We start from the raw sequence: 23149 nt of genomic DNA on the forward strand, positions 1-23149 counted from the left end.
GGAAATCTGTCGAAGGCGGGGTGGGTCCGGTTGCGGGGGCGTGAGCCGCATGGATGCGGCGACCGAGCTTACATGGACGTACTTGCAGCGTCCCCCGCAACCGGACCCACCCCGCCATCCCTCAGCAGGCCCGCTGTTGCTGTTGCTGTTGCTGTTGCTTCTGAGGTTGCCGGCCAGCGGCCGGCACTACCCGCGGGTGCCGGGTGCAACCCGGCCGCAAACCCCATCCCTCAAAGCGGCAGCTGGGTCGTCTGCTTGATCCGCTGCATCGGAATCTCGGTCTTGGTGTTCTGCACCCCGGCAATCCGGTTCAGGTGCTGCATCTGGAACTGCCGGTAGGCATCCAGGTCGGCCACCGCCACCCGCAGCAGGAAATCGCAGTCACCGGCCATCAGATGGCATTCAAGCACTTCCGGGAACGACTTGATGCTGTTGATGAAATGATTGGTGGTGTCCTCGTCCTGCCCGCGCAGCCACACCCGCACGAACACCGTGAAGCCACGGCCCACCTTGGCCTCGTTCAACAAGGCCACATAGCGGTCGATGTAGCCGCCCTCCTCCAGCAGACGCACCCGGCGCAGGCAGGCCGACGGCGACAGCCCGACCAGGCGTGCCAGCTCAAGGTTCTGCAGGCGGCCGTCGCGCTGCAGGGCGTCGAGGATGCGCCGATCGAGGTTGTCCAGCTGGTACTGCATGGAATTTCACCTCTTCCACTTCTGACCGCATGAAATATCAATCATCCAGAATCAAGTGGTATCAACGCAACCCGATTTCGCGATTGGACCGCTAGCATGGGCCACCCCCACCTTGTTGTGCCGTTCGATGGACGCCCGTACCGCCCTCCCCCTGCCTGACACCTGCGATACCGCACCGCGTGCCGAATTCCTGCGCGGCCTGCGCGCCGCCGTGCCGGTGATGATCGGCTTCATTCCCTTCGCCTTGGTGCTCGGCGCGCAGGCAGCCCAGAAAGGCCTGAGCGCACTGGAAGTGCCGCTGATGACCGGCCTCAACTTCGCTGGCGGCTCGGAGTTCGCCGCCGTCGAACTGTGGACCTCGCCACCGCACATTGCACTGATCGTGGCCATCACCGCGCTGGTCAACAGCCGTCACCTGCTGATGGGCGCCAGCTTGGCCCCGCTGCTGCAGCACCTGCCGCGCCGCCGGGTGCTGCCGGCGCTGTTCTTCATGTGCGACGAAAGCTGGGCGATGGGCGTGGCCGATGCGCGCAGACGCGCGCTTGGCTTCAGCCTGGCCTACTACCTGGGCGTATCGGCAGGCCTGTACACGGTCTGGGTGGCCTGCACCGCGCTCGGCGCGATCATTGGCCCGATGCTGGGCAACATCCACGCCTACGGCTTCGACATGGCCTTCCCCGCCGTGTTCCTGGTGCTGCTGCGTGGCATGTGGCAGGGCATGAAGGCCGCGCGGCCGTGGCTGGTCAGCCTGGCTGTAGCCGCTGCTACCTACCTGCTGGTGCCAGGTGCGTGGTACGTGGCCAGCGGCGCACTGGCCGGCCTGGCCGCAGCCTGGCTGCTGGCGGAGGACGCAGCATGATCTTCAATGGCCTGATCCACTGGACCTCGGTACTGACCATCGTGCTGATGGCCGCCGCCACCTACCTGACCCGCATCGTCGGCTTCCTCGCGCTGCGCAACCGCACACTGGGCAAACGCGCAGTGACGGTGATGGAAGCCGCGCCGGGCTGCGTGCTGATCTCGGTGATCGCCCCGGACTTCGTCGCCGACAAGCCGGCCGACCTGGCCGCGCTGGCGATCACCCTGCTGGCCGCCACGCGGCTGTCGATGCTGCCGACCGTGCTGATCGGCGTGGTCTCGGCGGGTGTGTTGCGCTATCTGATGGGGTAGCTACCGGTCCGCCGGGCAATGCCCGGCGGTCCGTAGTGGCGCAGCAGTGCAATCACGCGCTGCTGCTTGCCGCCAGCAGGCACAGGCTGCGCGGCGGCAGCGTCCAGGCGCCTTCCTCATCCGGCTCCAACGTCGTTTCGTCGGTCTGCAGGAGTACGCGCCGGAACGACAGGGCGTCGTCTGACACACAGAACCGCTGCGGCTGCTCCCCGGCGTTCAACAGCAGGGCCAGGCTGACATGCCGCCCGGGCTCGCGCAGGCCACTGTCCGGACTGCGACCGTCCAGCACGATCAGCAGCGCACGCAGCCCTGCGTCATGCCAGTCCGCTTCCTCCATGCCGCGACCATCGGGATGCCGCCAGTCGATATCGCGCAGGCCCAGCGCCTCATCGTACTCGCCGCGCAGGAACCGGTTCCGGCGCAGCAGGCCGTAGCGCCGGCGCAGTGACAGCGCCCGCCGCACGAACGCCACCTGCGCCTGTGCAGCCGGCAATGCTGCGCGCTCCCAGTCGATCCAGCTCAGCGGATTGTCCTGGCAGTAGGCGTTGTTGTTGCCCTGCTGCGAATGGCCGAACTCATCGCCTGCCAGCAGCATCGGCGTCCCCTGCGCCAGCAGCAGCGTGGCCAGCAGATTGCGCATCTGCCGCGCACGCAACGAAAGGATCGCCGCATCATCGGTGTCTCCCTCCACGCCGTGGTTGCTGGAGAGGTTGTGCGAGTGGCCGTCACGATTGTCCTCGCCGTTGGCCTCGTTGTGGCGATCGTTGTAGCTGACCAGATCGTGCAGGGTGAATCCATCATGCGCCGTCACCAGATTGATGCTGGCCGACGGTCGCCTGCCGTGGTGTTCGAACAGGTCGGCCGAGCCAGTGAAGCGCGTGGCAAACTCCGCCAGCTGCCCGCCATCGCCACGCCACAGCGCGCGCACCGTGTCGCGGAAGCGGTCGTTCCACTCGGCCCAGCCCGGCGGAAACTGGCCCAGCTGGTAGCCGCCCGGGCCGATGTCCCATGGCTCGGCAATCAGCTTCACCTGGCTCAGGATCGGGTCCTGGCGTACCGCATCGAGGAAGCTGCCCGAGGCGTCGAAGCCATGCCGTTCGCGGCCGAGGATGGTTGCCAGGTCGAAGCGGAACCCATCCACCCGCATCTCGGTCACCCAGTAGCGCAGGGAGTCCATGACCATGCGCAGCGCACCGGCATTGGTCAGATCGAACGTGTTGCCGGTACCGGTATCGTTGATGTAATAGCGGCGATCATCGGCCAAACGGTAGTAGCTGGCGTTGTCGATGCCCTTGAACGACAGCGTAGGGCCCAGCTCGTTGCCTTCGGCCGTGTGGTTGTAGACCACGTCCAGGATGACCTCGATGCCCGCGTTGTGCAGGCGCGCGACCATCTGCTTGAACTCGGCCACGGTGCCCAGCGACAGATAGCGTGCCTGCGGCGCGAAGAAGCCGATGGTGTTGTATCCCCAGTAGTTGCGCAGCCCGCGCTCGAGCAGCTGCTGGTCATCCACGTAGGCATGCACCGGCAGCAGCTCGATGGCGGTCACCCCCAGATGGCTGAGGTGGTCGACCACCGCATCGTGCCGCAACGCGGAGAAGGTACCGCGCTCGGCCTGTGGGACGTCGGGATGCTGCATGGTCAGTCCGCGCACGTGGGCTTCGTAGATCACGGTCCGGTCCCAGGGCGTGGCAGGTGCACGCTCTGCGCCCCAGCTGAAAGCCGGATCGATCACGGCACAGCGTGGCATGTAACCGGCGCTGTCGCGGCGGTCGAAACTGAGATCGCCATCGCGGTGACCCAGGGTGTAGCCGAACAGGTGTGGGGCCCACTTCAGTTCGCCGACGATCTGCTTGGCATAGGGATCCAGCAGCAGCTTGTTGGGATTGAAGCGATGGCCCTCTTCCGGCGCATACGGGCCGTGCACCCGGTAGCCGTAACGTTGCCCGGGCCGCACGTCCGGCAGGTAGCCGTGCCAGATCTCGTTGGTGTACTCGGGCAGCGCGATACGCTCGACTTCACGGTTGCGCGCGTCGAACAGGCAGAGTTCCACCCGGGTAGCGTGCCGCGAGTACAGCGCGAAGTTCACACCCAAGCCGTCCCAGGTCGCCCCCAGCGGGAACGGCCGGCCTTCGCGCACCCGCGAGGTCTGCGTCCACTTACGGCTGGCCATCGGTTCCCTCCTCGTCGCGCGCAGCGGCAATCTCGGCTTCCACCAGGCGCTCGGCCATGTGCCAATGCCGCTGCTGCTGGTCGTCCGGCCGCCCTTCCGCTTCCCATATCTGGTGGGCCAATGCCTCAATCCGCTGCCGTCGTTCCCTGCTGTCCATTCCTGTCCGTCTCCTCGTTGATCCATACCGCCAACGGGCTGCCAGCCAGAAGCCGTGCCGCGTCCCCGGTTGCCTTGAAATGTTCGATGCGCCCGTCCAGCAGGTTGCGCATGGGGCCTGTCGCCAGCCCGTGCAGCATCAGGCCAGTGCCGACGTTGTGTGCTGCGTGCAGGCTGGGCCCGGGCACGGCGGTGGGCGAACCACGCCGCACGATCACCAGCAGCACCTGCGCCTGATGCCTGCGCGCGAATGCCAGCCAGGGCGAACGCGCCGGTGCGGACAGCGCCTGCAGTTGGCCGTGCAGGAACAGCTGCGGGTGCCTGCGGCGGCACTCCAGCAAGCGCCTGAGCAGAAATGCCTTGATGCCACCGTCCCGCCAGTCCTCCAGCAGGGCGGGCCAACCGCGCGTATCGCGCAGCCACGCCTGCCGCACTGGATAGTCCACGGCACGCCGGTTGTCCGGGTCCACCAGGCTCAGGTCCCAGCCTTCTCCGCCCTGGTAGAGGTCGGGCACGCCGGGCAGGCAGTGCTGCAGGCACAGTTGTGCCAGGCCGTTGCAGGCGCCGGCCGGCGCAATGCGCGCCACGAACGTCGCCAGCGCCTCCCGCACCGGCTGCAATGGCGCTCCATCCAGCAGTGCGTGCAGCCACTGCGCGGCGGCCTCCTCCACCGCCACGTTGGGATCGGACCAGCTGCTGACCCGTTTGCCCTCGCGCAACGCCTTGGTCAGCCATTGCACCATCCTCGATGCGAAGTCGGCGCCCGGGTTACCGTGCATCGGCCACGCGGCCACGAGCGCCTGCCACAGCGCATAGGCCTCGGCACCCGGCAACGGCATCGGCGCGCCCGCGCGGGTCGACATCCGGCTCCAGCGCCGCACGGCGTCCCGCCACTCGACCGTGCAGGTGCTGAGAACCGCCAGCCGCGCCCGGCTGTCGGCCCCGCGCTTGTGATCGTGGGTCGCCAGCGCAAGCAATGCCCGCGGATGGCGCTGCAGGCGTCCCACTGCGTGTTCCAGCAGCTCGCGTCCCTCCATGCCCAGCCGCTGCGGATCACTTCCGACTTCGTTGCGCGACAGCAGCCTGAAGTAACGATAGAAGCCTGTGTCCTCCACCGACTTGGCATTCAACGGCGCGGCCAATTGCCCGAATCTCACCCGCAGCGCGCGCTCGGCCTCCGCCTCGCCGGGAAGTGCCCGCAGCAGCAGATCCAGTGCCGCGTGTGCCGTACCGTCCAGTGCCTCGCGTGCTGCCGCGGCAGCGTCCACCAGGGCCTTCCGTTCACCTGCATCCTGCAGCGAATAGGGGCGGTAGGTACGGTAGTGCCGCAGCAGCGCGGCCAATGCACGGGCAAGCGCAGCGGCTCCGATATCGGCTTCGGCCAGCCGGGGCTGCAGGACCCGCTGCGCGCTGCGCAGCAGTCGCTGGAAGTCGGTGTGAAGCGACGTGCGCAGCAGCATGCTGCGGGCATCCTGCTGCAAGTCGTCAAAGCTGCGCGCGTCGCCAATCGCCGCTTGCCAGGTGCGGGAGAGCGCGGGTGCAGCAGCCGGATCATGCAGCCAGGCGCCAACCTGGTCCATGAAGTCATAGCCCGTCGTGCCGTCGCAGGCCCAGCCATCGGGCAGCTGTTCGTCCTCCGCCAGTATCTTCTCCACATGCACGCTCACTGCCTGTGGGTCGCGACCGCCTGCCGCGCAGGCCTCGTCGAGCGACGCACGCAGGTGTTGCAGGTACGGCCCGGGTGACGACAGGCCATCCACATGGTCAATGCGCAGGCCGTCAACCCACCCCGCACGCACCAGCCGCAACGGCAGCGCATGCACCGCCGCGAACACATCGTCGCGCTCCACCCGCAGTGCGGCCAGTTCGTTGATGTCGAAGAAGCGCCGGTAGTTCACCTGATCGCCCGCCGTGCGCCACCAAGCCAGCCGGTAGTGCTGCCGCCGCAGCAGCGTGTGCAACCGTTCGACGCTGCGGTTGCAGCGTTCCGCCCATGCCGGCCACTGCGCGGGTACCAGCGGATGGCTGCGCGGAGACAACGGCAATGCCAGCCCGTGATGACGCAGCGTCGGCCGCTCATCGTCCACTGCTACGCGCAACACGCCATCGCGCACGGCGTCGTGCAGTGGCCGGTCCAGCACTGGCAGCCAGAGCCGGCCCTCGCAACCCGGCGCCTCCCAGTCAATGTCGAACCATCCTGCATGGGGACTTCTGCACCCGTGCAGCAGCACATCGTTCCACCAGGGCGTCTGCGGGGATGCCGCAAGATGGTTGGGTACGATGTCCAGGATCAGGCCCATGCCATGCGCACGCGCCGCTGTCGCCAGCCGCTGGAAGGCTTCTTCGCCGCCCAGTTCCGGATTGATGCGGGCCGGGTCGATGCCATCGTAGCCATGCATGGACCCTGGCATCGCAGCGCTGATCGGCGACAGGTAAAGGTGGCTGACGCCCAGCGCGGCGTAGTACGGCAGCTGCGCCGCAGCGGCCTCGAAGTTGAAGCCTGCATGCAGCTGCAGGCGTGCGGTGGCACGCAACCGGGTCATCGTCCCGCCTTGCGCCGCGTGGCGCTGAACCGGGCAATGCGCGCATCGGCCGCGTCCGGATCCCACGCAAGCGGCAAGCGTCGGCGCCAGTTCGGGTGACCATTGACGGTACCCGGCAGGTTCACCTGCGCGCGGCTGCCCAGCGCATCTTCCAGCGGGAGCAGCGCCAGCCGTGAAGGTGCGTGCGCCACCAGTGACAGCGCACGCGCTTCCAGCGTCGCGCCCTCGCCCCGGGCGACTGCGGACAGCGCCTGTACCTCGCTGGCACGCGCGTGCAGCGCCGCGGGAAGCTCGGTCAGCTCACCCAGGCGTGCACGCCAGCGCAGGTCGCGCCCACGCAGCCAGCCGGCCAGCGGCGGCAGATCATGGGTGGAGGGCATGGCCACCGCATCGCGGCGCCACCGTGGCGCCGGCAGGAAGCGCTCACCGTTGCGGGCGAACGGCAGCACCTCCAGCCCCAGCACGCCACGGGCTGCCAGTCGCTGGCGGATACCCGGAGGAACCACGCCCAGGTCTTCGCCAATCAGCACGCAGCGATGGCGCCACGATTCCAGCACCAGCAGGTTGATCAGATCATCGAACGGATAGCGCAGATACACCCCCTGCCCGGCGCCCGCGCCACGCGGCAGCACCCACAGCCGCTGCAGGCCCAGGATGTGGTCGATGCGCAATCCACCGCGACCCGCCATCACGGCGCGCAACACGCGGATGAACGGTTCAAACCCTTCGCGCTGCAACGCAGAGGGTGACCAGCTGGTGATACCCCAGGCCTGGCCCAGCGGATTGAACGCATCCGGCGGCGCGCCCAGCTCGAGGCCCTGCAGCAGGCGGTCGCCGCCGGTCCGGGCCTCGACGCCCTGCGGTGCACAACCCACTGCCAGATCCGCGATCAGTCCGATCGACGCGCCGTCGTTGCGCAGTCCCGCCTGCACCTGCGCCCAGCCTTGCCACGCCAACCACTGCGCAAACGCATGGTCGTCGGCGCTTCCAGTGAATCGGTCGGCGGCGTGCTGGCAATACTGCAGCAGGGGTTCCCGCTGCGCATCGCACCACGTCTGCATCTGTTCGTACTGTGCCGGCGCCTGCTGCCGCAGCCATTGGCGCCCTTGGCGCAGCCAGCGCCACTTCACTGCCGCCGAGTGCGGCCAGTCGATGCGGCGTGCTGCGGTAGCCGCTTCAACGGCCATCGCCAGTGCTTCGTCCTCGCGCAACACGCTGCCGGCGGCCTCCGGCAAAACCTGCGGCAGCGACACCTGCAGCGGATCGAGCCAGCGCCGGTCGCTGGGCGAGTAAGGACTGTAGCCCGTGCCCGGTGCCAGGCCGGCGTGCAGCGGACTCAACGCCAGTGCATCGCCGCAGTGACGGTGCAGCAGCTCGCGCCACCGCGCACAGCCGGCGCTGTCACCGATGCCGGCATCACCGGGCGCGCGCAGGCTGTAGACCTGCGCCGACAGACCCCAACCGCGCAGCAGGCCCTGCGGCCACCAGGCACGCTGCGGTGCCACCGCAACCGCCTGTTGCCGGTCGCCCCGGCGCCACTGCCAATAGCCTGGCTGATCCGGAACCCGCCAGCGCCCTTGCGCATCCGCACGTGCAGGCAACGCTGTGCCCTGCTCGTCCACCCAGCACGCCGCGCCAGTTGCCTCAGGCATGGCCAGGAGCTGACCACAGCAGGCAGTGAGCAACGGGTGGGCCACCGGCACACCGTCGCACGCGAACTCCGACAGCACGGCGCGCAGCACGTCGGGCGCAACCTCGCGCTCTGCTCCGGCCACGTCGGTCCAGCGGACCAGCAGGCCCGCACGGCGGGCCGCCTCCCGGACCGCCGCATCCGTATTCATGCGGCGATCCAGCGCGCAAGCGCACCGCCGCCTGCCGGCAGCATCGCGGCCGCGTCCGGCCCAACGACGCACTCGCCGGCCGGCACCGCATGCGCCACCGGCACAGGGCCCACGTTGATCGCGATCCACCATTGGCCCGAGGGCAACTGCCAGCCCGCCTGCACCGCGCCTTGGCCCAGCACGCGCGCGCCCAGCGACCGCGCCTGCAGCAGGCCCGGCTGCAGATAGCGCCTGCGCAGGCCGAGGAACTCACCCGTACAGCGCAGCCAGTGCTGCGACCAGGGATCATCGCCGGGCGGCGGCGTGTACGACGCCTGCAGGGTCGCCGCATCGTTCGGGTCCGGAATACGCGCGCGCGCGGCGGCGTCGGCAAAGGCACTGAAACCGGAGAACTCACGGCGACGCCCTTCACGCACCGCCTCGTCCAGCGGTGGCGCGTAGTCGGTGAAGAACAGGAATGGCGATTGCACCTGCCACGGTTCGCCCATGAACAGCAGCGGGATCATCGGCGTCAGCAGGGTCAGGGCCAGCGCCGCGCGCAGCCGGGCAGGATCGATCAGCATCGACAGGCGCTCGCCGAAGGCGCGGTTTCCCACCTGGTCGTGGTTCTGCGCGAATACCACAAAACGCGCAGGCGACAGGTCGACGCTGGGCTCGCCACGGGGATGGCCGCGCAGGTCCGGTTCGCCCTGCCAGGCGAATCCCTCGGCCAGGCAGCGCGCCAGGAGTGCTTCGGCGCGCCCGGCATAGGCCGCGTAATAGCCTTCCTGCTCGCCGGTCAGCATCACATGCAGCGCGTTGTGGAAGTCGTCGTTCCACTGCCCCTGATAGGCGCCGCGCAGCCAACGCGCCTGGTTGCGTTCGTTCTCCAGCACCAGGTGCGCCTGCGGCACCGCAGCGCGTACCTCATCGGCCAGCTGCTGCAGGAACCGGTCATCGTCAATGGCGTGCACAGCATCCAGGCGCAGTCCGTCGACTCCATAGTCGCGCAGCCACATCAGCGCATTGTCGATGAAGAACCGCCGCACCCAGGGCTGGCGGAAGTCGATGGCCTCGCCCCACGGCGTGCTGCGATCGTCACGGAAGAACCCGCGCGCGTAGTTGCGCAGGTGGTTGCCCTGCGGTCCGAAGTGGTTGTAGACCACATCCAGCAGCACCGACAGCCCTGCATCGTGCGCCGCCTCGATGAAGGTCCTCAGCGCTGCCGGCCCGCCGTAGGCATGGGCCGGCGCATACGGGAACACGCCGTCGTAGCCCCAGTTGCGCTGCCCGGGAAACTGCGCGACCGGCATCAGTTCGATGGCGGTAACGCCCAGCGCCGCCAGCAGCGGCAGCTGCGCAGCCAGCGCAGCGAAGCCGCCGCCCGCTTCGATATGCACTTCATAGATCACCAGGTCCTGCCAGGCATGCCCGTGCCAGGCAGGCCGCGCTGCCTCCGTATCCAGCACCACGGCGCTGTCGCCGTCGACGCCGTCCGGTTGCCAGCGCGAGGCCGGGTCGGGCACGTCCTGGCCGGACGGCAGGCGGAACCGGTAGCGGTCACCATGCGACGCCTGTGTCCGCAGCCAGTGGCAGCCGTCCGGGTCGCGGTGCATCGGCCGCGGCACGCCCTGCAGGCACAGCGCCACGGTGCCTGCGTCCGGTGCCCACACGCGGAACTCGACACCTTCACCGGCCACCGGCCATGCGCCCAGGCGCGGCGCCACTGCGGTCATGCATCAACCTGCAGGTACAGCGTGGACAGCGGCGGCAGTGTGAGCCGCAGCGACTGCGCGTGACCATGCATCGGCCTCGGCTCGGTATGCACTGCGCCGAGGTTTCCCGCGTTGCCGCCACCGTAGTAACCGCTGTCGGTGTTGAGCCGTTCGGTCCAACACCCCGGTTGCGGCACGCCGACCCGGTAGCCGTCGCGACGTACCGGAGTGAAGTTGCTCACCACCAGAAGGGTGCGGCCGCTACCGGCCGGATCCCGGCGGATGAAGGCGTAGACGCTGTTGCGGCTGTCGTCGGCCACGCTCCAGTCGAAACCGCGTTCGTCGCGTTCGTCGCGGTGCAGCGCAGGTTCGGAGCGCAGCACGGCATTGAGGTCGCCCACCAGGCGCGACAGGCCCTGGCCCTCGTTGCTGGCCGCCCGTGCCCAGTCCAGTGCCGCATCGTGCGACCACTCCTGTCCCTGGCCGAACTCGCCGCCCATGAACAGCAGTTTGCTGCCCGGGTGCGCCCACATGAAACCGTAGTACGCGCGGAGCTGGGCCAGCCGCTGCGCCGGGTCGCCCACCATCTTGTCCAGCAGCGCTCCCTTGCCGTGCACCACCTCGTCATGCGAAAGCGGAAGCACGAACCGTTCGGAGAAGGCGTAGACCAGGCCGAAGCTGATCTCACTATGGTGATGCTGGCGATGAACCGGATCGCGCCCCAGGTACTGCAGGGTGTCGTGCATCCAGCCCATGTTCCATTTGTGGGTGAAACCAAGCCCGCCCTGCTCCACCGGCGCGGTCACCCCTGGCCATGCGGTGGATTCCTCGGCGATCACCAGCACGTCCGGGAAGCGCTCCCTCAGCGTCTGGTTCATCCGCCGTAGAAAAGCGACCGCCTGCAGGTTCTCGCGCCCGCCCTGCTCGTTGGGTATCCACTGGCCCTCGGCACGGCTGTAATCCCGGTACAGCATCGACGCCACGGCATCCACGCGCAGACCATCGATGTGGAACCGCTCCACCCACTCCAATGCACTGCCGATCAGGTAGGCGGCCACTTCGTTGCGGCCATAGTTGTAGATCAGCGTGTCCCAGTCGGCGTGCACCCCTTCGCGCGGGTCGGCATGCTCGTACAGCGCGGTGCCATCGAACCCGGCCAGGCCATGCGCATCGTTCGGGAAGTGCGCGCTCACCCAGTCCACGATCACCCCTACGCCGGCCTGATGACAGCGGTCCACGAAGCGTGCGAAGGCCTGTGGCGTGCCATGGCGCGCCGTTGGCGCGTAGATCCCCAGTGGCTGATAGCCCCAGGAACCGCCAAAGGGATGCTCGCTGACCGGCAGCAGCTCGATGTGGGTGAAACCAAGCCCTGCCACGTACGGAATCAACCGGTCGGCCAAGGCATCCCAGTCCAGCGGCGAACCATCGTCGCTGCGCTGCCAGGAGCCCGCATGCACTTCGTAGATGGACAGCGGCGTGCAGGTTCCGGCCTGCCGCCGCGCCGCCAACCATGCGTCATCGTGCCACTGCATCGGCGCTGCCGAAGGCACCCGCGAGGCGGTGGCCGGTGGCAGCTCGGCCCAGCGCGCCATCGGATCGAACTTGTCGGGCATCACCCGGCCGTCGGCGCCGACGATGCGGAATTTGTAGCGGGCACCGGCCTGCACGCCAGGCAGGAACAGCTCCCACACGCCAGCGGTGTGGCGCAGCCGCATCGGATGGCGCCGGCCATCCCACCCGTTGAAATCGCCGACCACGGCAACCCTTCGTGCGTTGGGGGCCCACACCGCGAAGCGCACGCCGTCGATACCCTGTACCTGCATCGCTACTGCGCCCAACTGGCGCGCTGCATCAGCGTCACCGGCATGGAAATGCTGCAGCAGCGCCTCATCCAGCAGCGGACCGAAGGAATAGGCATCGTGCACCTGCTCCACACCCTGCTCGAAATGCAGGGCGAGCAGCGGCACGGGCGCTTCACCTGCTGCACCTTCGAACAGGCCGGGCAAGGGACCCGGTTGCAGATCCCAGCGCCGCTCCGGGCCCGCAATCACCTCCACGCGACGCGCGTGGGGCACCAGAACGCGCAGCTGGCGCTGGCCATCGGGCTGTTGGTGCGGCCCGAGCCAGGCAAACGCATCGGCCGGCCGTGCATGAACCAGGTCGTCCAGGGCCGGAGCCACCACGCCCTCCTCCCGTCCGGCAGTCGCCATGGGCTCGTCCTCGAGGGCGACCGGCTGCAGGCTGTCGTGACTCATGCGGCCACCTGGCAGGTCTGCTGGTACAGGGCCAGATATGCGCGCCCCGCCGCATCCCAACCGCCCGGCCGCAGCATGGCCGCGCGGCGCATGGCCTGCAGCAGGCCGGGCAGGCGGAAGGTGCGCATCGCCCGTTCCACGCAGCGGCGCAGGCCATCGGCATTGGCGCCGTGGAACAGGAATCCGGTCACGCCATCCTCGACGGTATCCACCAGCCCGCCGGTCGCGTGCGCGATGGGCAGGCAGCCGAAGCGCTGCGCGTACATCTGGCTCAACCCACAGGGTTCGAAACGCGAAGGCATCAGCAGGAAATCGGCGCCAGCAAACATCTGGCGGGCCAGCGCCTCTTCGAAGCCGATGAATGCGCCCACCCGTCCGGGGTAGCGCCGGGCCAGCGCCTGCACCTGCGCTTCCACCTGCGGCTCGCCGCCACCGATGATGACCAGCTGGCCGCCGGCCGCCACGATCTGCGGCGCCACGTCGCATGTGATGTCCAGACCTTTCTGGTGCACCAGGCGGGAGACCACCGCGAACAGCGGGCCGGCCGAGGGCGCCAGGCCGAATGCACTGCGCACCGCGTGCGCATTGGTGGCGCGCCCGGTCCACTCACCAATGCCGAAGTGGGCCTTGAGATGGATGTCACGACGGGGGTCCCAGCTGGCGTCAATGCCGTTGACGATACCGCTCAGGTGGCCGCCGGCGGCGCGCCGGGCCAACAGATCATGCAGTCCGCAACCATCGTCCGGGGCGGTGATCTGTTGCGCGTAGCGCAGGCTGACCGTGTTCAGGCGCGTGGCATTGGTGATGCCACCCTGCAGGAACGACATCTGCCCGTGGAAGTGCAGTTCATCCAGGTGTTCGACCGGTACGCCTAGCACAGGTGCAAGCGCATACGGAAACAGCCCCTGGTAAGCCAGGTTGTGGATGGTCAGCAGGGTCGGCACGGTGGTCCGGTCCCAACGCACGTAGGCTGCCGCCATGGCCACAGGCCAATCATTCAGGTGCAGCAGCTGCGGCGACCAGTCCAGCCCGGCACGCCCGGCCGCAATCTCCGCCGCCGCGTGTGAGAGCGTGGCGAAGCGAACCGCGTTGTCCTTCCACTCCTGGCCCTGCCCATCGACGTATGGCGAACCTTCGCGCTCGTACAGCTCTGGCGAGAGCAGCACGTAGATCGGAAGGCCGTCTGCCTGCACTGCCATGCCGATCCCGCACGCAGGCAGGCCCGCCCTCGCGCTGACCTGTCCCACCCGCTGCAGCTGTGGCAGGCGCTGCAGTACCTCCGGGTAGCCGGGCAGCAGCACGCGCGAATCACAGGCGCCGCGTACCGCACGCGGCAGGGCTGCGGCCACGTCGCCCAGGCCCCCGGCCTTGATGAAGTCGGCCATCTCGGTCGCGACGAACAACACACGCTGTACCAGCTCCGGCAGCTGCAGTGGCTGCGAGTGGCCACGCCGGGTGCCGATCGGCACGAGCGAACCGGGAGAGGTCGCAACAGATGAAGCGGACTGGACAGCGCGGGCCATGGGAGGGTCTCTCGGGTATTTCAGGCAGACGGACGCCAGCGGCGCCCGGACGGGCGCTGATGGTGGGAAGGAAGTCGACGCAGGACGTGGGGGACGTCAGCGAGAGGCTCAGGACGACAATAGCCCTGCATGCGATCAATCAACCGTGAAGCCATGGCGATTTCTTTGTGACAACACGTCATGAGCTCAGTACACATGACATGCGCCCGCCTCCTGCACGTCTCTCCTGCGATGGGGCCGAGCCCACGCCCGGCTGCAATCCCGCGTGCCGCCTGAGCCGAGCTGGATTGGTCTTTAAGAGACTCACCCTGCGACACCCGGTCGCAGGCCTTCGCGCTACGCGCTTGACCAATGTCAAACCGCCCGCCGCCGCGCGGGCGTATTCCTATGCAGGACCCGAACACGCCGGCGCGGCCGGCATCCACAAGGACCCTGCGATGAGCTACACCCCCGACAACGCCCAGCTGCTGAACGCCATGCAGAACGTCATGGTGATCTCCACCACCGACCTGCAGGGCAACATCACCTACGCCAATGACCTGTTCTGCACGCTCACCGGCTTCGCCCGCGAAGAGCTGATCGGCCAGCCGCACAGCATCGTGCGCCACCCGGACGTGCCCAAGGCCGTATACAAGGACATGTGGGACACCATCAAGGCCGGCAAGACCTGGACCGGCATCGTGCCCAACCTCGGCAAGGGCGGCGTGCTCTACGTGGTCGACACCACCGTGCAGCCGCTGTTCGACGCAGACGGCAACATCACCTCCTACATCAGCATCCGCCGCGTGGTGAACGACCTGATGCAGAACTACGACCTGGTCGAGTTCAGCAAGGAAAAGTTCGACGACTTCTACGAGGCCGCGTGAACGCTCTCCCGACCAGTACGCCCTTCAGCCGTCTGCTGGTGGGTTTCGCGTCCGAGTCGGGCAACGCCCGCGCCCTGGCCCAGCGCCTGGGCGCGGAACTGCAGCCGCATGGGCCGCAGGTGCTCCCGTTCAACGACATCGACGTAGCCAGTCTCGGCCAAGGCGATGTGCTGCTGGCGATCTCCAGTTCCTTCGGTGACGGTGAGCCGCCAGCCAATGGCGAGCAGTTCTTCGAAACGCTGCGCCAGGTCCCGACGCTGAGCGGCCTGCGCTATGCAGTGTTCGGGCTCGGTGATACCGGCTACCCGAGCTTCTGCGGCTTCACCAAGGCGCTGGATGCCGCGCTGAGCGAGCGCCAGGCGCAGCCGCTGCTGCATCGGGTGGACGCCGACCTGGGCTACGAGCAGTTCTTCCAGCAATGGCAGCCGGTGCTCGGCCAGGTGTTGGATGGCGACCTCAGCGCTGGCCAGCACCTGCACCTGCAGGTCACCGCCTATGGCGAAGACAATGCGTTTGCCGCCCGCATCCTCGAACGCCGCCGCTTGAACAGCAGCGACCCGGCCGCCTGGCACCTGCAACTGGACATTGCCGGCAGTGGCATGGCCTACCGCGCGGGGGACACCCTGCACGTGGTACCCGAGAACGACCCTGCCTTGCTGCGGGCATTGGCTACCTGGTACGGCGACACCGCCGCCGTGGCCGCCCTGCACGACCGCGAGCTGCGCCTGCTGAGCAAGGGCGTGCTGCGCGAACTGGCCAGGCTCGGCGGCAGCGAGGTACTGAAGGGCCTGTTGAAGGTCAGCCAGAAGCGCGAGCTGGAAGCCTACCTGCACGGCCTGGACCTGCTGGACGTGCTGCAGGACCACGCCACGCCGGACAGCGTGCCGCTGGCCCGGCTGCGCGAACTGCTGTCACCGCGGCTGCCGCGTGCCTATTCGATCGCCTCGCACCCGTGCGACGACCAGCTGAGCCTGTGCGTGCGCGAAGTGCGCTACACCCTGCGCGGCCGCGAGCGCTTCGGCACCGCCACCGGCAGCCTGCTGCATGGCGGCGACCACGCCCGTGTGTACTGCCGCTCCAACCCTGGCTTCCACCTGCCCGATACCGGCCAGGCGCCGCTGCTGCTGGTCGGCACCGGCACCGGCATCGCACCGCTGATGGGCCTGATGCAGGAGCTGCAGGCCAACGGCTGCGAACGCGAGGTGCACCTGGTGTTTGGCGAGAAGCACCGCCAGCACGATTACCTGTATCGAGACCAGCTGCAGGACTGGCACGCGCGTGGCGTGCTGGCCGGCCTGCATACCGCGTTCTCGCGCGATGGCGCTGAAAAGATCTATGTGCAGCACGTGCTGCAGCAGCGCGCCAGCGAAGTGCGCGACGTCCTGGCCCGCGGTGGGCATCTTTACCTGTGCGGCAACAAGCGCCATCTGGAAGGCGCGGTGCGCGAGGCCATCGATGCCATTGGTGGCGAGGGGCGCTGGGACGCGCTGCGCGGTGAAGGCCGCACGCACTGTGAGCTGTATTGATCGGTACCACTGGACTGCACGAATCCTGGACCGGTAGAGCCGGCCGCTGGCCGGCATTACCAGAATATGTAGCCAACCATCGCCCGTGCATCACGGTAGAGCCGGCCGCTGGCCGGCTGCTCAGGATACCGAGGTTGCCGGCCAGCGGCCGGCACTACCATCAGATGTGACCCACCGTCGCCGGTGCGTCCATCACGGGTCAATTGCCGACAATGCGGCCGTCCACCACGCGCGCCACCTGCTGGCCGAACATGGCCACGTCCTGTGGATCGTGGCTGATCAACAGCAGCGGAATGCCGGTCTTGTCCAGCACGGTCTCCAGCTCCTGGCGCAGATGCTGGCGCAGGTCATGGTCCAGTGCGGAGAACGGCTCATCCAGCAGCAGCGCTTGCGGCTGCGTCACCAGGGCGCGCGCCAATGCAGTGCGCTGGCGCTGGCCACCGGAGACCTGCGACGGCAGCAGATCGCCCACCGTGTCGATGCGGAATGCGTGCAGCCACTGCTCCACCGCATCGAAACGCTGGCCGACCCGCGGATTCAGCCATCCCTTCTGCAGCCCGAACGCCACGTTCTGGCGCACGCTCAGGTGCGGGAACAACGCGTAATCCTGGAACACGTAGCCCAGCCGGCGGCGCTGCGGCGGCAGATCCACAGCGGTGGCCGCGTCGAACAGGGTCTGCCCCTGCAGGCGCACATGGCCCTGGCCCGGCCGCAGCAGCCCGGCCACCGCCTTCAGGGTCAGGCTCTTGCCGGCGCCTGAAGGCCCGAACAGCACCACCTGCCGCTGCGTGCACTGCAGCGATACGTCCAACACGAAATCCTGGCCGGCCGCCTGCAGGCGGCGCTGCACCTGCAGGTCAAGCCACATCGCGCAGCTCCCGGCGACGCCCGCCCACCAGCCGCGCTGCCAGCAACAGGATCACGATGCACACCACCGAAGTCAGGATCACCAGCGCATTGGCCTTGCCATCCTGGCCGGCCTGCACCGCCTCGTAGATGGCGATCGACAGCGTCTGCGTGCGTCCCGGAATGCTGCCCGCTACCATCAATGTCGCGCCAAACTCACCCATCGCACGTGCGAAGGCCAGCAGCAGGCCGGCAAGAATGCCGCGCCACGCCAGCGGCAGCGTGACGCGGAAGAACACCGCTGCTTCGGACACTCCAAGCGTGCGCGCGGCCTGCTCCAGCTGTCCGTCCACTTCCTCGAACGCCGCGCGTGCCGGCTTGAACACCAGCGGCAGCGAAGCCACCGCCGCGGCGATCACCGCGGCCTGCCAAGTGAACACCAGGTTGATGCCGAACCACGACTGCAGCCACGCGCCGATCGGGCCGTTGCGGCCGATCAGCACCAGCAGGTAATAGCCCAGCACCGTCGGTGGCAGCACCATCGGCAGGGTCAGCAGCGAATCCAGCAGCTCGCGGCCGGGAAAGCGCCGCCGCGCCAGCAGCGCGCCCAGTGCCACGCCCAGCACCAGATTGATCGCGGTGGCCCAGCCGGCCACCTTCAGCGACAACCCCAGTGCGCTCCAGTCCAGATCCATGCGTCAGGGCTTGCCGAACCCGTGCTTGGCCAGGATCGCCTGGCCCGGCGCCGAACGCACGAAGGCGGTGAAGCGCCTGGCTTCGGCCGACTGCGCGCTGGCCTTGGTCACCGCCAGCGGATAAGCAATGCGCCCCGCCACCGGAACCGCGAAGGCGCGGCGCACCCGGTCGGGCATCGCCTGTGCATCTGTGGCATAGACGAAGCCCGCATCCACTTCACCGCGCGCCACGTAATCCAGCGACTGGCGCACGTTCTGCGTCGTGATGATCCTGCCCTGCACCGACGGCCACAGGCCCGCCGCTTCCAGCGCGCCCTTGGCATAGCGGCCAACCGGCACGCTGTCCGGGTTGCCCAGCGCAACGCGCTGCACACCGGCACCGGCCAGGTCCTTCAAGGTACGCGGCGCAGCCTTGGCCTGCGGCGGCACCACCACCCATAGTGCGTTCACCGCGAACACCTCGCGGGTACCGGCCGCCAGCAGGTCCTGCTGCTGGGCCTGGTCCATCGTGGTTTCATCGGCCGACGCGAACACATCCACCGGTGCGCCACGGCTGATCTGCTGCAGCAGCACGCCGGATGCGGCGAAGTTGAAATCGACCTTGGTTCCCGGGTGCGCCCTCTCATACGCCGCGCCCAGCTCGCGGAAGCTCTCGGTCAGGCTCGAAGCCGCCGACACCGTCAGGTCGGCCGCCCAGGCCGGTACTGCAGCCAGCATTCCCAGCAACAACAGTCCAGCTCGCTTCATCGTCGGCTCCCGGCCAGGTTCAGTTCGGATCGGATTCGTCGGCCACCGCCAGCGCTGCCAGGCGCTCGGGCTGCAGCAACAGGATCTCGCGCTGCTTCACCGCAATGATCCCATCATCGCTCAGGCGGCGCAGCACGCGGCTGGCGGTTTCCGGCGCCATCCGCAGGTAATTGGCGATCTCGGTACGCGCCATCGTCAGGTTGAAGCGCGTGGCGGAGAAACCGCGCCGCGCGTAGCGCTCGGACATGTCCAGCAGGAACGCGGCCATGCGTTCTTCGGTACGGTGGTTGGCGGCCAGGGTCGCGACCTTGCCGATCTCCGCACTGAGCAGGCTGAACAGCTTGGCCTGCAGCCCCGGCATGCGGGTCGCCAACAGGCTGAGCTTGGGGAACGAGATGCGGCACAGGTGCACGGTGTCCAGCGCCACCGCATTGCAGGGGAAGCGCGAACCGTGGATCGCGTTGAGGCCGATCACTTCGCCCGGCAGGCTGAAGCCCAGCACCTGCTCGTTGCCCTGGCTGTCATCGACGAAGGTCTTGACCATGCCCGCGCGCACCGCAGCAATCGAATCGAACGATTCGCCGGCGCGGAAGATGTAGTCACCTGCATGGAACGGACCGACATGGTCGACCAGCACGTGCAGGTCGCCCAGTGCGGTCTTGTCGTAACCCTGCGACATGCATGCGTCGGAGAACGCGCAGGTGCTGCAGAAGTGCAGTGCGTCGCCATCATCGGCGGCGGCGGGGTTGGGTGTGGCCCGGCCGAGACGGCCCTGCGAAGGCGGAATTGAAGACATCGGGGCAAGACTCAAGCGATGGCGGCCGCCGGCCGGAAGCATGCGGCCATCATACGCCACAGCAGGCGCCCTTCTTCGGCCAGGCGCAGCACGCGCGCATCCCACTGCGCCCAGCCGCGTGCCAGCAGCGGCGACAACGCGGGCAGCTGTTCGGCGAAACATTCCTCGAACGGTTCATCGTTGCGCCACTCGAAGGCAGCCGCATCGAGGGCGTGGTCACAGGCGATGCTCTGCGCCACTTCGGCCACCAACCGCTCGTCCTCGGACAGGATCAGCCCGGCGGAGACTCCCATGTGACCCGCCAGCAGCCGCGCACGCCATTCGCCCAGTTCGTCCTCCAGCCGGTAGAACACCTCGCCGATCTGGCTGCAGGCAGACAGGCCAAGCCCGATGAAATCACTGCGGTCGCGGCGTGGCACGCTGGCAAGATCGCAATGGCGCTGGCCATCGCCCGGACCGTGCGGGTTCGGCAGATCGCCGCGCTGATAGTGATCGCCACCAATCGGTTCGTAACCCGCAGCGCGCAGCAGGCGCCAGGCCTGCAGCCAATGGACGGCCGAGGGGTATTCTGGCAGCGCACACGGCGCCGGCAGCAGGATGCGCTCCGGTGCCTCGGCCAGCACCTCGTGCAGCCGTTCAATGAAGCCAGCGTCCTCGCTGCCGGGTACCCGCAACTGGTAGTAGCGCGCGGTGAAGCCCACCTGTCGCGCCTGTGCCAGCAGGGTCGGCCCCGGTGCATCGGCGCGATCGATCACGTTCAAACGGGTGCAGCCCACCGCACGCAGCTGCGCCGGCGCCAGCGCGCTGCCTGCGTCCAGCCGCACCTCCACCTGGGGCCGCGCCACGGTGCGCAGGTGCTGCGGCACCGCATCCAGCAGCTGGCCGAGCTGCGGCGGCGGCAACGTCTCGGCCAGCCCCAGCTGCAGTACCATCGCCACCACTTCACGGTCCTCGGCCAGCACGTCGGCCTGCAGCCGCAGCGCCAGCAGCAAGGTGTCCAGATAGGCCTGCGGCGGCACACCGCGCCCGCCACGACCGACCTGGAAGCCGAGCGTCAAGCCGCGTGGGATCAGGTGCTCATTGCTGGCGCGCATGGCAGCGCGCCAGCCGCTTTCGCCAAAACCAGTACTGAACTGGTCAGCCGGCGGAAACAGCACGTGCCGCGGTTGCCGCAGCAATGCAGCCTGCAGCGCAGTGTCCTCGCTCTCGTCAACGTGGAAGCTCATGGCAGACATCTTCGGGCGTTCCTCTTCGCGTGGCCCTGATTGAAATCAAGCGTGGCGCATCTGGCGGTTGCTGCCGGCCAGCGTCCGGCACTACCCCTTCACCCACCATTTGGTAGTGCCGGCCGCTGGCCGGCAAACACCTTCACCCACCGCGCACCCGCTCGGCGGCGGCCGCATCGATGGCTTCGGGCAGATCGGTTTCGCGGTCGATCTGCGGGAAGTGGCGGCGTTCCATACGGCGGATCGCGAAGTGCATCCAGGCCAGTGCAGCGGCCACCAGCACGAACAGCAGCATGAAGCAGCTGCTCCAGATGCCCACCGCATCGTTCAATGCACCGAACACGATCGGCAGGATGAAGCCACCCAGGCCACCGATCATGCCAACCACGCCGCCCACGGCACCCACGTGCTTGGGGTAGTACACCGGGATGTGCTTGTAGACCGCGGCCTTGCCCAGCGACATGAAGAAGCCCAGCACGAACACCAGCACGGTGAACATCACCACGCCGATGGCCAGATGGAAGTGGATCGGGCCATGGATGCCCTTCACCACATACTCGGTATCCGGGTAGGCCAGCAGGAAGGTGCAGATGGCCGACACGCCGAAGGTCCAGTACATCACCCGGCGCGCCCCCATCCGGTCCGACATCCAGCCACCGACCACGCGGAACAGGCTGGCCGGGATCGAATAGCACGCCGCCAGCATGCCGGCGTGGCCCACGTCCATGCCATAGGCGCCCACCAGGTAGTGCGGCAGCCACAGCGCCAGCGCCACGAAGCCACCGAACACGAAGAAGTAGTACAGCGAGAACCGCCACACCTGCAGGTTCTTCAGTGGCGCCATCTGCTCGGCGAACGGCACCGGCTTCACGCCTTCGCGACGGCGCTGCTCCAGCGACGGATCTTCCTTGCTGAAGAGGAAGAACAGCACCGCCGTGACGGCCAGCGCGACGGCCCAGACCTTGGCGACCATGGTCCAGCCGGCCGCCACCATCACCAGCGGCGCCAGCAGCTTGGTCACCGCCGAGCCGATGTTGCCAGCACCGAAGATGCCCAGTGCGGTGCCCTGCTTGCTGGCCGGGAACCACTTCGAGACGTAGGCCACGCCCACCGAGAAGTTGCCGCCGGCGATACCCACGCACAGCGCGGCAATCAGGAACTGGGTGTAGGTCTGGGCATAGGTCAGCATCCAGGTGGCCACTGCGCCACACAGCATCACCAGCACCATCACCTTGCGGCCACCGAACTGGTCGGACCATATGCCGAGGAAGACCCGGCTGACCGAACCGGTCAGCACCGGCGTGGCGATCAACAGGCCGAACTGGGTGTCATTCAAGCCGAGCTGTTGACTGATCTGGATGCCGATGATCGAAAAGATCATCCACACCGCAAAGCACACGGTGAAGGCGAACGTGCTCAGCCACAGCGCACGTTGCTGCTGCCCGGCACTGGCGGGGGCAAGGGCCTGGTTCATGAATTCTCCTCGTTCAAGGGGGTTCAGCCGATATCCGCTTCGGCTTCGATCTCATCCAGCCCGCGCACCGGGTAGCGTTCCTGCAGCTGCAGCAGGTAGGCCTGCACTTCACGCTGGCGTACCTGCAGCTCCAGGTAGTCACGCAGCTGCGGCAGCACCGCCTCGAACGGCTGCGGCTGGCCTTCCTCGCGTGCATCGACGCAGACCACGTGGTAGCCCCAGCGCGATTCCACCGGGAAACCGGCCAGGCCCTCGCGCAGGCGGAACACCTGGCGGTCGAACTCCGGCGTGGTCTGCCCACGCTGCAGCCAGCCCAGGTCGCCGCCCTCGCTGCTGGATGGGCAACGCGAATGGCGCAGGGCGAAATCGGCGAACAGGTGCGGCGACTCTTTCAGCAGCCCGACCAGCCGCTCGCCCTCGGTACGTGCGGCGAAGCGCCCAGCCACGTCGTCGGCCGGCGCGGCCAGCAGGATATGGCGCAGACGCACGCGGTCGGGGGAGCGGAAGCGCTCCGGGTTCTGCTCGAAGTACCGGCGGCAGTCTTCATCACTCGGTACGCGGTCTTTGATCGCATCTTCCAGCAGCTGTTGGATCAGCACTTCCTCGTCGCTTACTCGGTTGCCCTCCGGCGCCTGCAGCCCAAGCCGCTGCGCTTCCAGGCGCAGCAGCTCGCGCACCACCAGTGCACGTGCCGCTTCGGCACGAGACTGCTCCGGGCGCATCGCCCGGTGGTGCTGCATCTCGCGGGCGATGTCGGCCTCGCTGATCGCGGTCTCGTCCACGAACAGCCGGCACGGTGCCGGCTGCCCGAGCGAGCGCGGCCCCTGCGCTGCCGCGTCATGGTGGTGCGAATGCGCCTCGGCGGGAACCGGCGCAGCGGAGTCGATCACGGTGATCGGCAGGAATTTCGGCAGGCTGCCCAT

The 23149-nt window shown here is 68.0% G+C and carries 19 protein-coding genes; 4 read left to right on the forward strand and 15 right to left on the reverse strand.

The features are described from left to right. Window positions 1-230 precede the first annotated feature (230 nt). On the reverse strand, window positions 231-695 hold the full coding sequence (locus AC5P9F_RS17435) for an Lrp/AsnC family transcriptional regulator (protein WP_005413654.1): 465 nt from the start codon (window positions 693-695) through the stop codon (window positions 231-233). A gap of 127 nt (window positions 696-822) precedes the next feature. Between AC5P9F_RS17435 and AC5P9F_RS17440 the strand changes: the two genes are divergently transcribed. Together AC5P9F_RS17440 and AC5P9F_RS17445 are read left to right on the forward strand one after the other, a co-directional pair. Then, window positions 823-1554 (forward strand): AzlC family ABC transporter permease, encoded by a 732-nt coding sequence (locus AC5P9F_RS17440; RefSeq protein WP_005413655.1) that lies wholly within the window; start codon window positions 823-825, stop codon window positions 1552-1554. Further along, window positions 1551-1865: an AzlD family protein gene (locus AC5P9F_RS17445; protein WP_005413656.1), complete on the forward strand. Its 315-nt coding sequence runs from the start codon at window positions 1551-1553 to the stop codon at window positions 1863-1865. Before AC5P9F_RS17440 ends, AC5P9F_RS17445 begins: the two co-directional genes overlap by 4 nt. Window positions 1866-1917: 52 nt before the next feature. Here the strand turns inward: AC5P9F_RS17445 and glgX are convergent, their stop codons facing one another. From glgX to glgA, 7 genes are read right to left on the reverse strand one after another with little or no spacing between them, the layout of a single operon-like run. After that, window positions 1918-4038 (reverse strand): glycogen debranching protein GlgX, encoded by a 2121-nt coding sequence (gene glgX / locus AC5P9F_RS17450; RefSeq protein WP_171968865.1) that lies wholly within the window; start codon window positions 4036-4038, stop codon window positions 1918-1920. After that, window positions 4025-4195, reverse strand: a complete 171-nt coding sequence (locus AC5P9F_RS17455; RefSeq protein WP_005413658.1) for a DUF2934 domain-containing protein — start codon at window positions 4193-4195, stop codon at window positions 4025-4027. The genes glgX and AC5P9F_RS17455 overlap by 14 nt, the downstream gene beginning before the upstream one ends. Further along, complete coding sequence (treY, locus tag AC5P9F_RS17460) at window positions 4164-6737, reverse strand: malto-oligosyltrehalose synthase (protein WP_099498085.1); 2574 nt, start codon at window positions 6735-6737, stop codon at window positions 4164-4166. The genes AC5P9F_RS17455 and treY overlap by 32 nt, the downstream gene beginning before the upstream one ends. Continuing rightward, window positions 6734-8578, reverse strand: a complete 1845-nt coding sequence (locus AC5P9F_RS17465) for a 4-alpha-glucanotransferase (protein ID WP_099498084.1) — start codon at window positions 8576-8578, stop codon at window positions 6734-6736. Before AC5P9F_RS17465 ends, treY begins: the two co-directional genes overlap by 4 nt. Continuing rightward, window positions 8575-10293 (reverse strand): malto-oligosyltrehalose trehalohydrolase, encoded by a 1719-nt coding sequence (gene treZ / locus AC5P9F_RS17470; RefSeq protein WP_099498083.1) that lies wholly within the window; start codon window positions 10291-10293, stop codon window positions 8575-8577. Before treZ ends, AC5P9F_RS17465 begins: the two co-directional genes overlap by 4 nt. Next, window positions 10290-12527 carry a 1,4-alpha-glucan branching enzyme gene (locus AC5P9F_RS17475; protein ID WP_495232007.1) on the reverse strand — a complete coding sequence of 746 codons (2238 nt, stop codon included), beginning with the start codon at window positions 12525-12527 and terminating at the stop codon, window positions 10290-10292. The genes treZ and AC5P9F_RS17475 overlap by 4 nt, the downstream gene beginning before the upstream one ends. Beyond that, a complete protein-coding gene (gene glgA, locus AC5P9F_RS17480) occupies window positions 12524-14050 on the reverse strand; it encodes a glycogen synthase GlgA (RefSeq protein WP_012480461.1) in 1527 nt (508 codons plus the stop codon). Before glgA ends, AC5P9F_RS17475 begins: the two co-directional genes overlap by 4 nt. Before the next feature lie 437 nt (window positions 14051-14487). Between glgA and AC5P9F_RS17485 the strand changes: the two genes are divergently transcribed. Further along, window positions 14488-14916 (forward strand): PAS domain-containing protein, encoded by a 429-nt coding sequence (locus AC5P9F_RS17485; RefSeq protein WP_005409905.1) that lies wholly within the window; start codon window positions 14488-14490, stop codon window positions 14914-14916. Next, on the forward strand, window positions 14913-16442 hold the full coding sequence (locus AC5P9F_RS17490) for a diflavin oxidoreductase (RefSeq protein ID WP_308678783.1): 1530 nt from the start codon (window positions 14913-14915) through the stop codon (window positions 16440-16442). Before AC5P9F_RS17485 ends, AC5P9F_RS17490 begins: the two co-directional genes overlap by 4 nt. Window positions 16443-16641: 199 nt before the next feature. Here the strand turns inward: AC5P9F_RS17490 and AC5P9F_RS17495 are convergent, their stop codons facing one another. The 7 genes from AC5P9F_RS17495 to AC5P9F_RS17525 form a co-directional block, all read right to left on the reverse strand. Beyond that, the gene (locus tag AC5P9F_RS17495) at window positions 16642-17310 is read right to left on the reverse strand and encodes a sulfate/molybdate ABC transporter ATP-binding protein (RefSeq protein WP_049397976.1); all 669 of its coding nucleotides are present in this window, start codon (window positions 17308-17310) and stop codon (window positions 16642-16644) included. Continuing rightward, the gene (gene modB / locus AC5P9F_RS17500) at window positions 17300-17983 is read right to left on the reverse strand and encodes a molybdate ABC transporter permease subunit (protein WP_005409908.1); all 684 of its coding nucleotides are present in this window, start codon (window positions 17981-17983) and stop codon (window positions 17300-17302) included. Before modB ends, AC5P9F_RS17495 begins: the two co-directional genes overlap by 11 nt. A gap of 3 nt (window positions 17984-17986) precedes the next feature. Further along, the gene (gene modA / locus AC5P9F_RS17505; protein WP_099484138.1) at window positions 17987-18730 is read right to left on the reverse strand and encodes a molybdate ABC transporter substrate-binding protein; all 744 of its coding nucleotides are present in this window, start codon (window positions 18728-18730) and stop codon (window positions 17987-17989) included. Between the two features lie 19 nt (window positions 18731-18749). Continuing rightward, a complete protein-coding gene (locus AC5P9F_RS17510; protein ID WP_010485317.1) occupies window positions 18750-19526 on the reverse strand; it encodes a helix-turn-helix domain-containing protein in 777 nt (258 codons plus the stop codon). An 11-nt stretch (window positions 19527-19537) separates the two neighbouring features. Continuing rightward, window positions 19538-20752 carry an oxygen-independent coproporphyrinogen III oxidase gene (locus AC5P9F_RS17515; protein ID WP_044570336.1) on the reverse strand — a complete coding sequence of 405 codons (1215 nt, stop codon included), beginning with the start codon at window positions 20750-20752 and terminating at the stop codon, window positions 19538-19540. Window positions 20753-20894: 142 nt separating this feature from the next. Beyond that, on the reverse strand, window positions 20895-22226 hold the full coding sequence (locus AC5P9F_RS17520) for an MFS transporter (protein WP_012480466.1): 1332 nt from the start codon (window positions 22224-22226) through the stop codon (window positions 20895-20897). A 23-nt stretch (window positions 22227-22249) separates the two neighbouring features. Next, window positions 22250-23149 (reverse strand): peptidylprolyl isomerase, encoded by a 900-nt coding sequence (locus tag AC5P9F_RS17525; protein ID WP_012480467.1) that lies wholly within the window; start codon window positions 23147-23149, stop codon window positions 22250-22252.

It is taken from the genome of Stenotrophomonas sp. YJH_SMC_4 (assembly GCF_059371575.1).

Excerpts from the sequence above, each read along its gene's own strand:
- modB (WP_005409908.1), bottom strand. The coding sequence starts at position 17,983 with ATGGATCTGGACTGGAGCGCACTGGGGTTGTCGCTGAAGGTGGCCGGC.
- AC5P9F_RS17495 (WP_049397976.1), bottom strand. The coding sequence starts at position 17,310 with ATGTGGCTTGACCTGCAGGTGCAGCGCCGCCTGCAGGCGGCCGGCCAG.
- treZ (WP_099498083.1), bottom strand. The coding sequence starts at position 10,293 with ATGACCGCAGTGGCGCCGCGCCTGGGCGCATGGCCGGTGGCCGGTGAA.
- AC5P9F_RS17465 (WP_099498084.1), bottom strand. The coding sequence starts at position 8,578 with ATGAATACGGATGCGGCGGTCCGGGAGGCGGCCCGCCGTGCGGGCCTG.
- glgX (WP_171968865.1), bottom strand. The coding sequence starts at position 4,038 with ATGGCCAGCCGTAAGTGGACGCAGACCTCGCGGGTGCGCGAAGGCCGG.
- AC5P9F_RS17445 (WP_005413656.1), top strand. The coding sequence starts at position 1,551 with ATGATCTTCAATGGCCTGATCCACTGGACCTCGGTACTGACCATCGTG.
- AC5P9F_RS17475 (WP_495232007.1), bottom strand. The coding sequence starts at position 12,527 with ATGAGTCACGACAGCCTGCAGCCGGTCGCCCTCGAGGACGAGCCCATG.
- AC5P9F_RS17515 (WP_044570336.1), bottom strand. The coding sequence starts at position 20,752 with ATGAGCTTCCACGTTGACGAGAGCGAGGACACTGCGCTGCAGGCTGCA.
- AC5P9F_RS17520 (WP_012480466.1), bottom strand. The coding sequence starts at position 22,226 with ATGAACCAGGCCCTTGCCCCCGCCAGTGCCGGGCAGCAGCAACGTGCG.
- AC5P9F_RS17525 (WP_012480467.1), bottom strand. The coding sequence starts at position 23,149 with ATGGGCAGCCTGCCGAAATTCCTGCCGATCACCGTGATCGACTCCGCT.
- AC5P9F_RS17485 (WP_005409905.1), top strand. The coding sequence starts at position 14,488 with ATGAGCTACACCCCCGACAACGCCCAGCTGCTGAACGCCATGCAGAAC.
- glgA (WP_012480461.1), bottom strand. The coding sequence starts at position 14,050 with ATGGCCCGCGCTGTCCAGTCCGCTTCATCTGTTGCGACCTCTCCCGGT.
- AC5P9F_RS17455 (WP_005413658.1), bottom strand. The coding sequence starts at position 4,195 with ATGGACAGCAGGGAACGACGGCAGCGGATTGAGGCATTGGCCCACCAG.
- AC5P9F_RS17435 (WP_005413654.1), bottom strand. The coding sequence starts at position 695 with ATGCAGTACCAGCTGGACAACCTCGATCGGCGCATCCTCGACGCCCTG.
- AC5P9F_RS17440 (WP_005413655.1), top strand. The coding sequence starts at position 823 with ATGGACGCCCGTACCGCCCTCCCCCTGCCTGACACCTGCGATACCGCA.
- modA (WP_099484138.1), bottom strand. The coding sequence starts at position 18,730 with ATGAAGCGAGCTGGACTGTTGTTGCTGGGAATGCTGGCTGCAGTACCG.
- AC5P9F_RS17510 (WP_010485317.1), bottom strand. The coding sequence starts at position 19,526 with ATGTCTTCAATTCCGCCTTCGCAGGGCCGTCTCGGCCGGGCCACACCC.
- treY (WP_099498085.1), bottom strand. The coding sequence starts at position 6,737 with ATGACCCGGTTGCGTGCCACCGCACGCCTGCAGCTGCATGCAGGCTTC.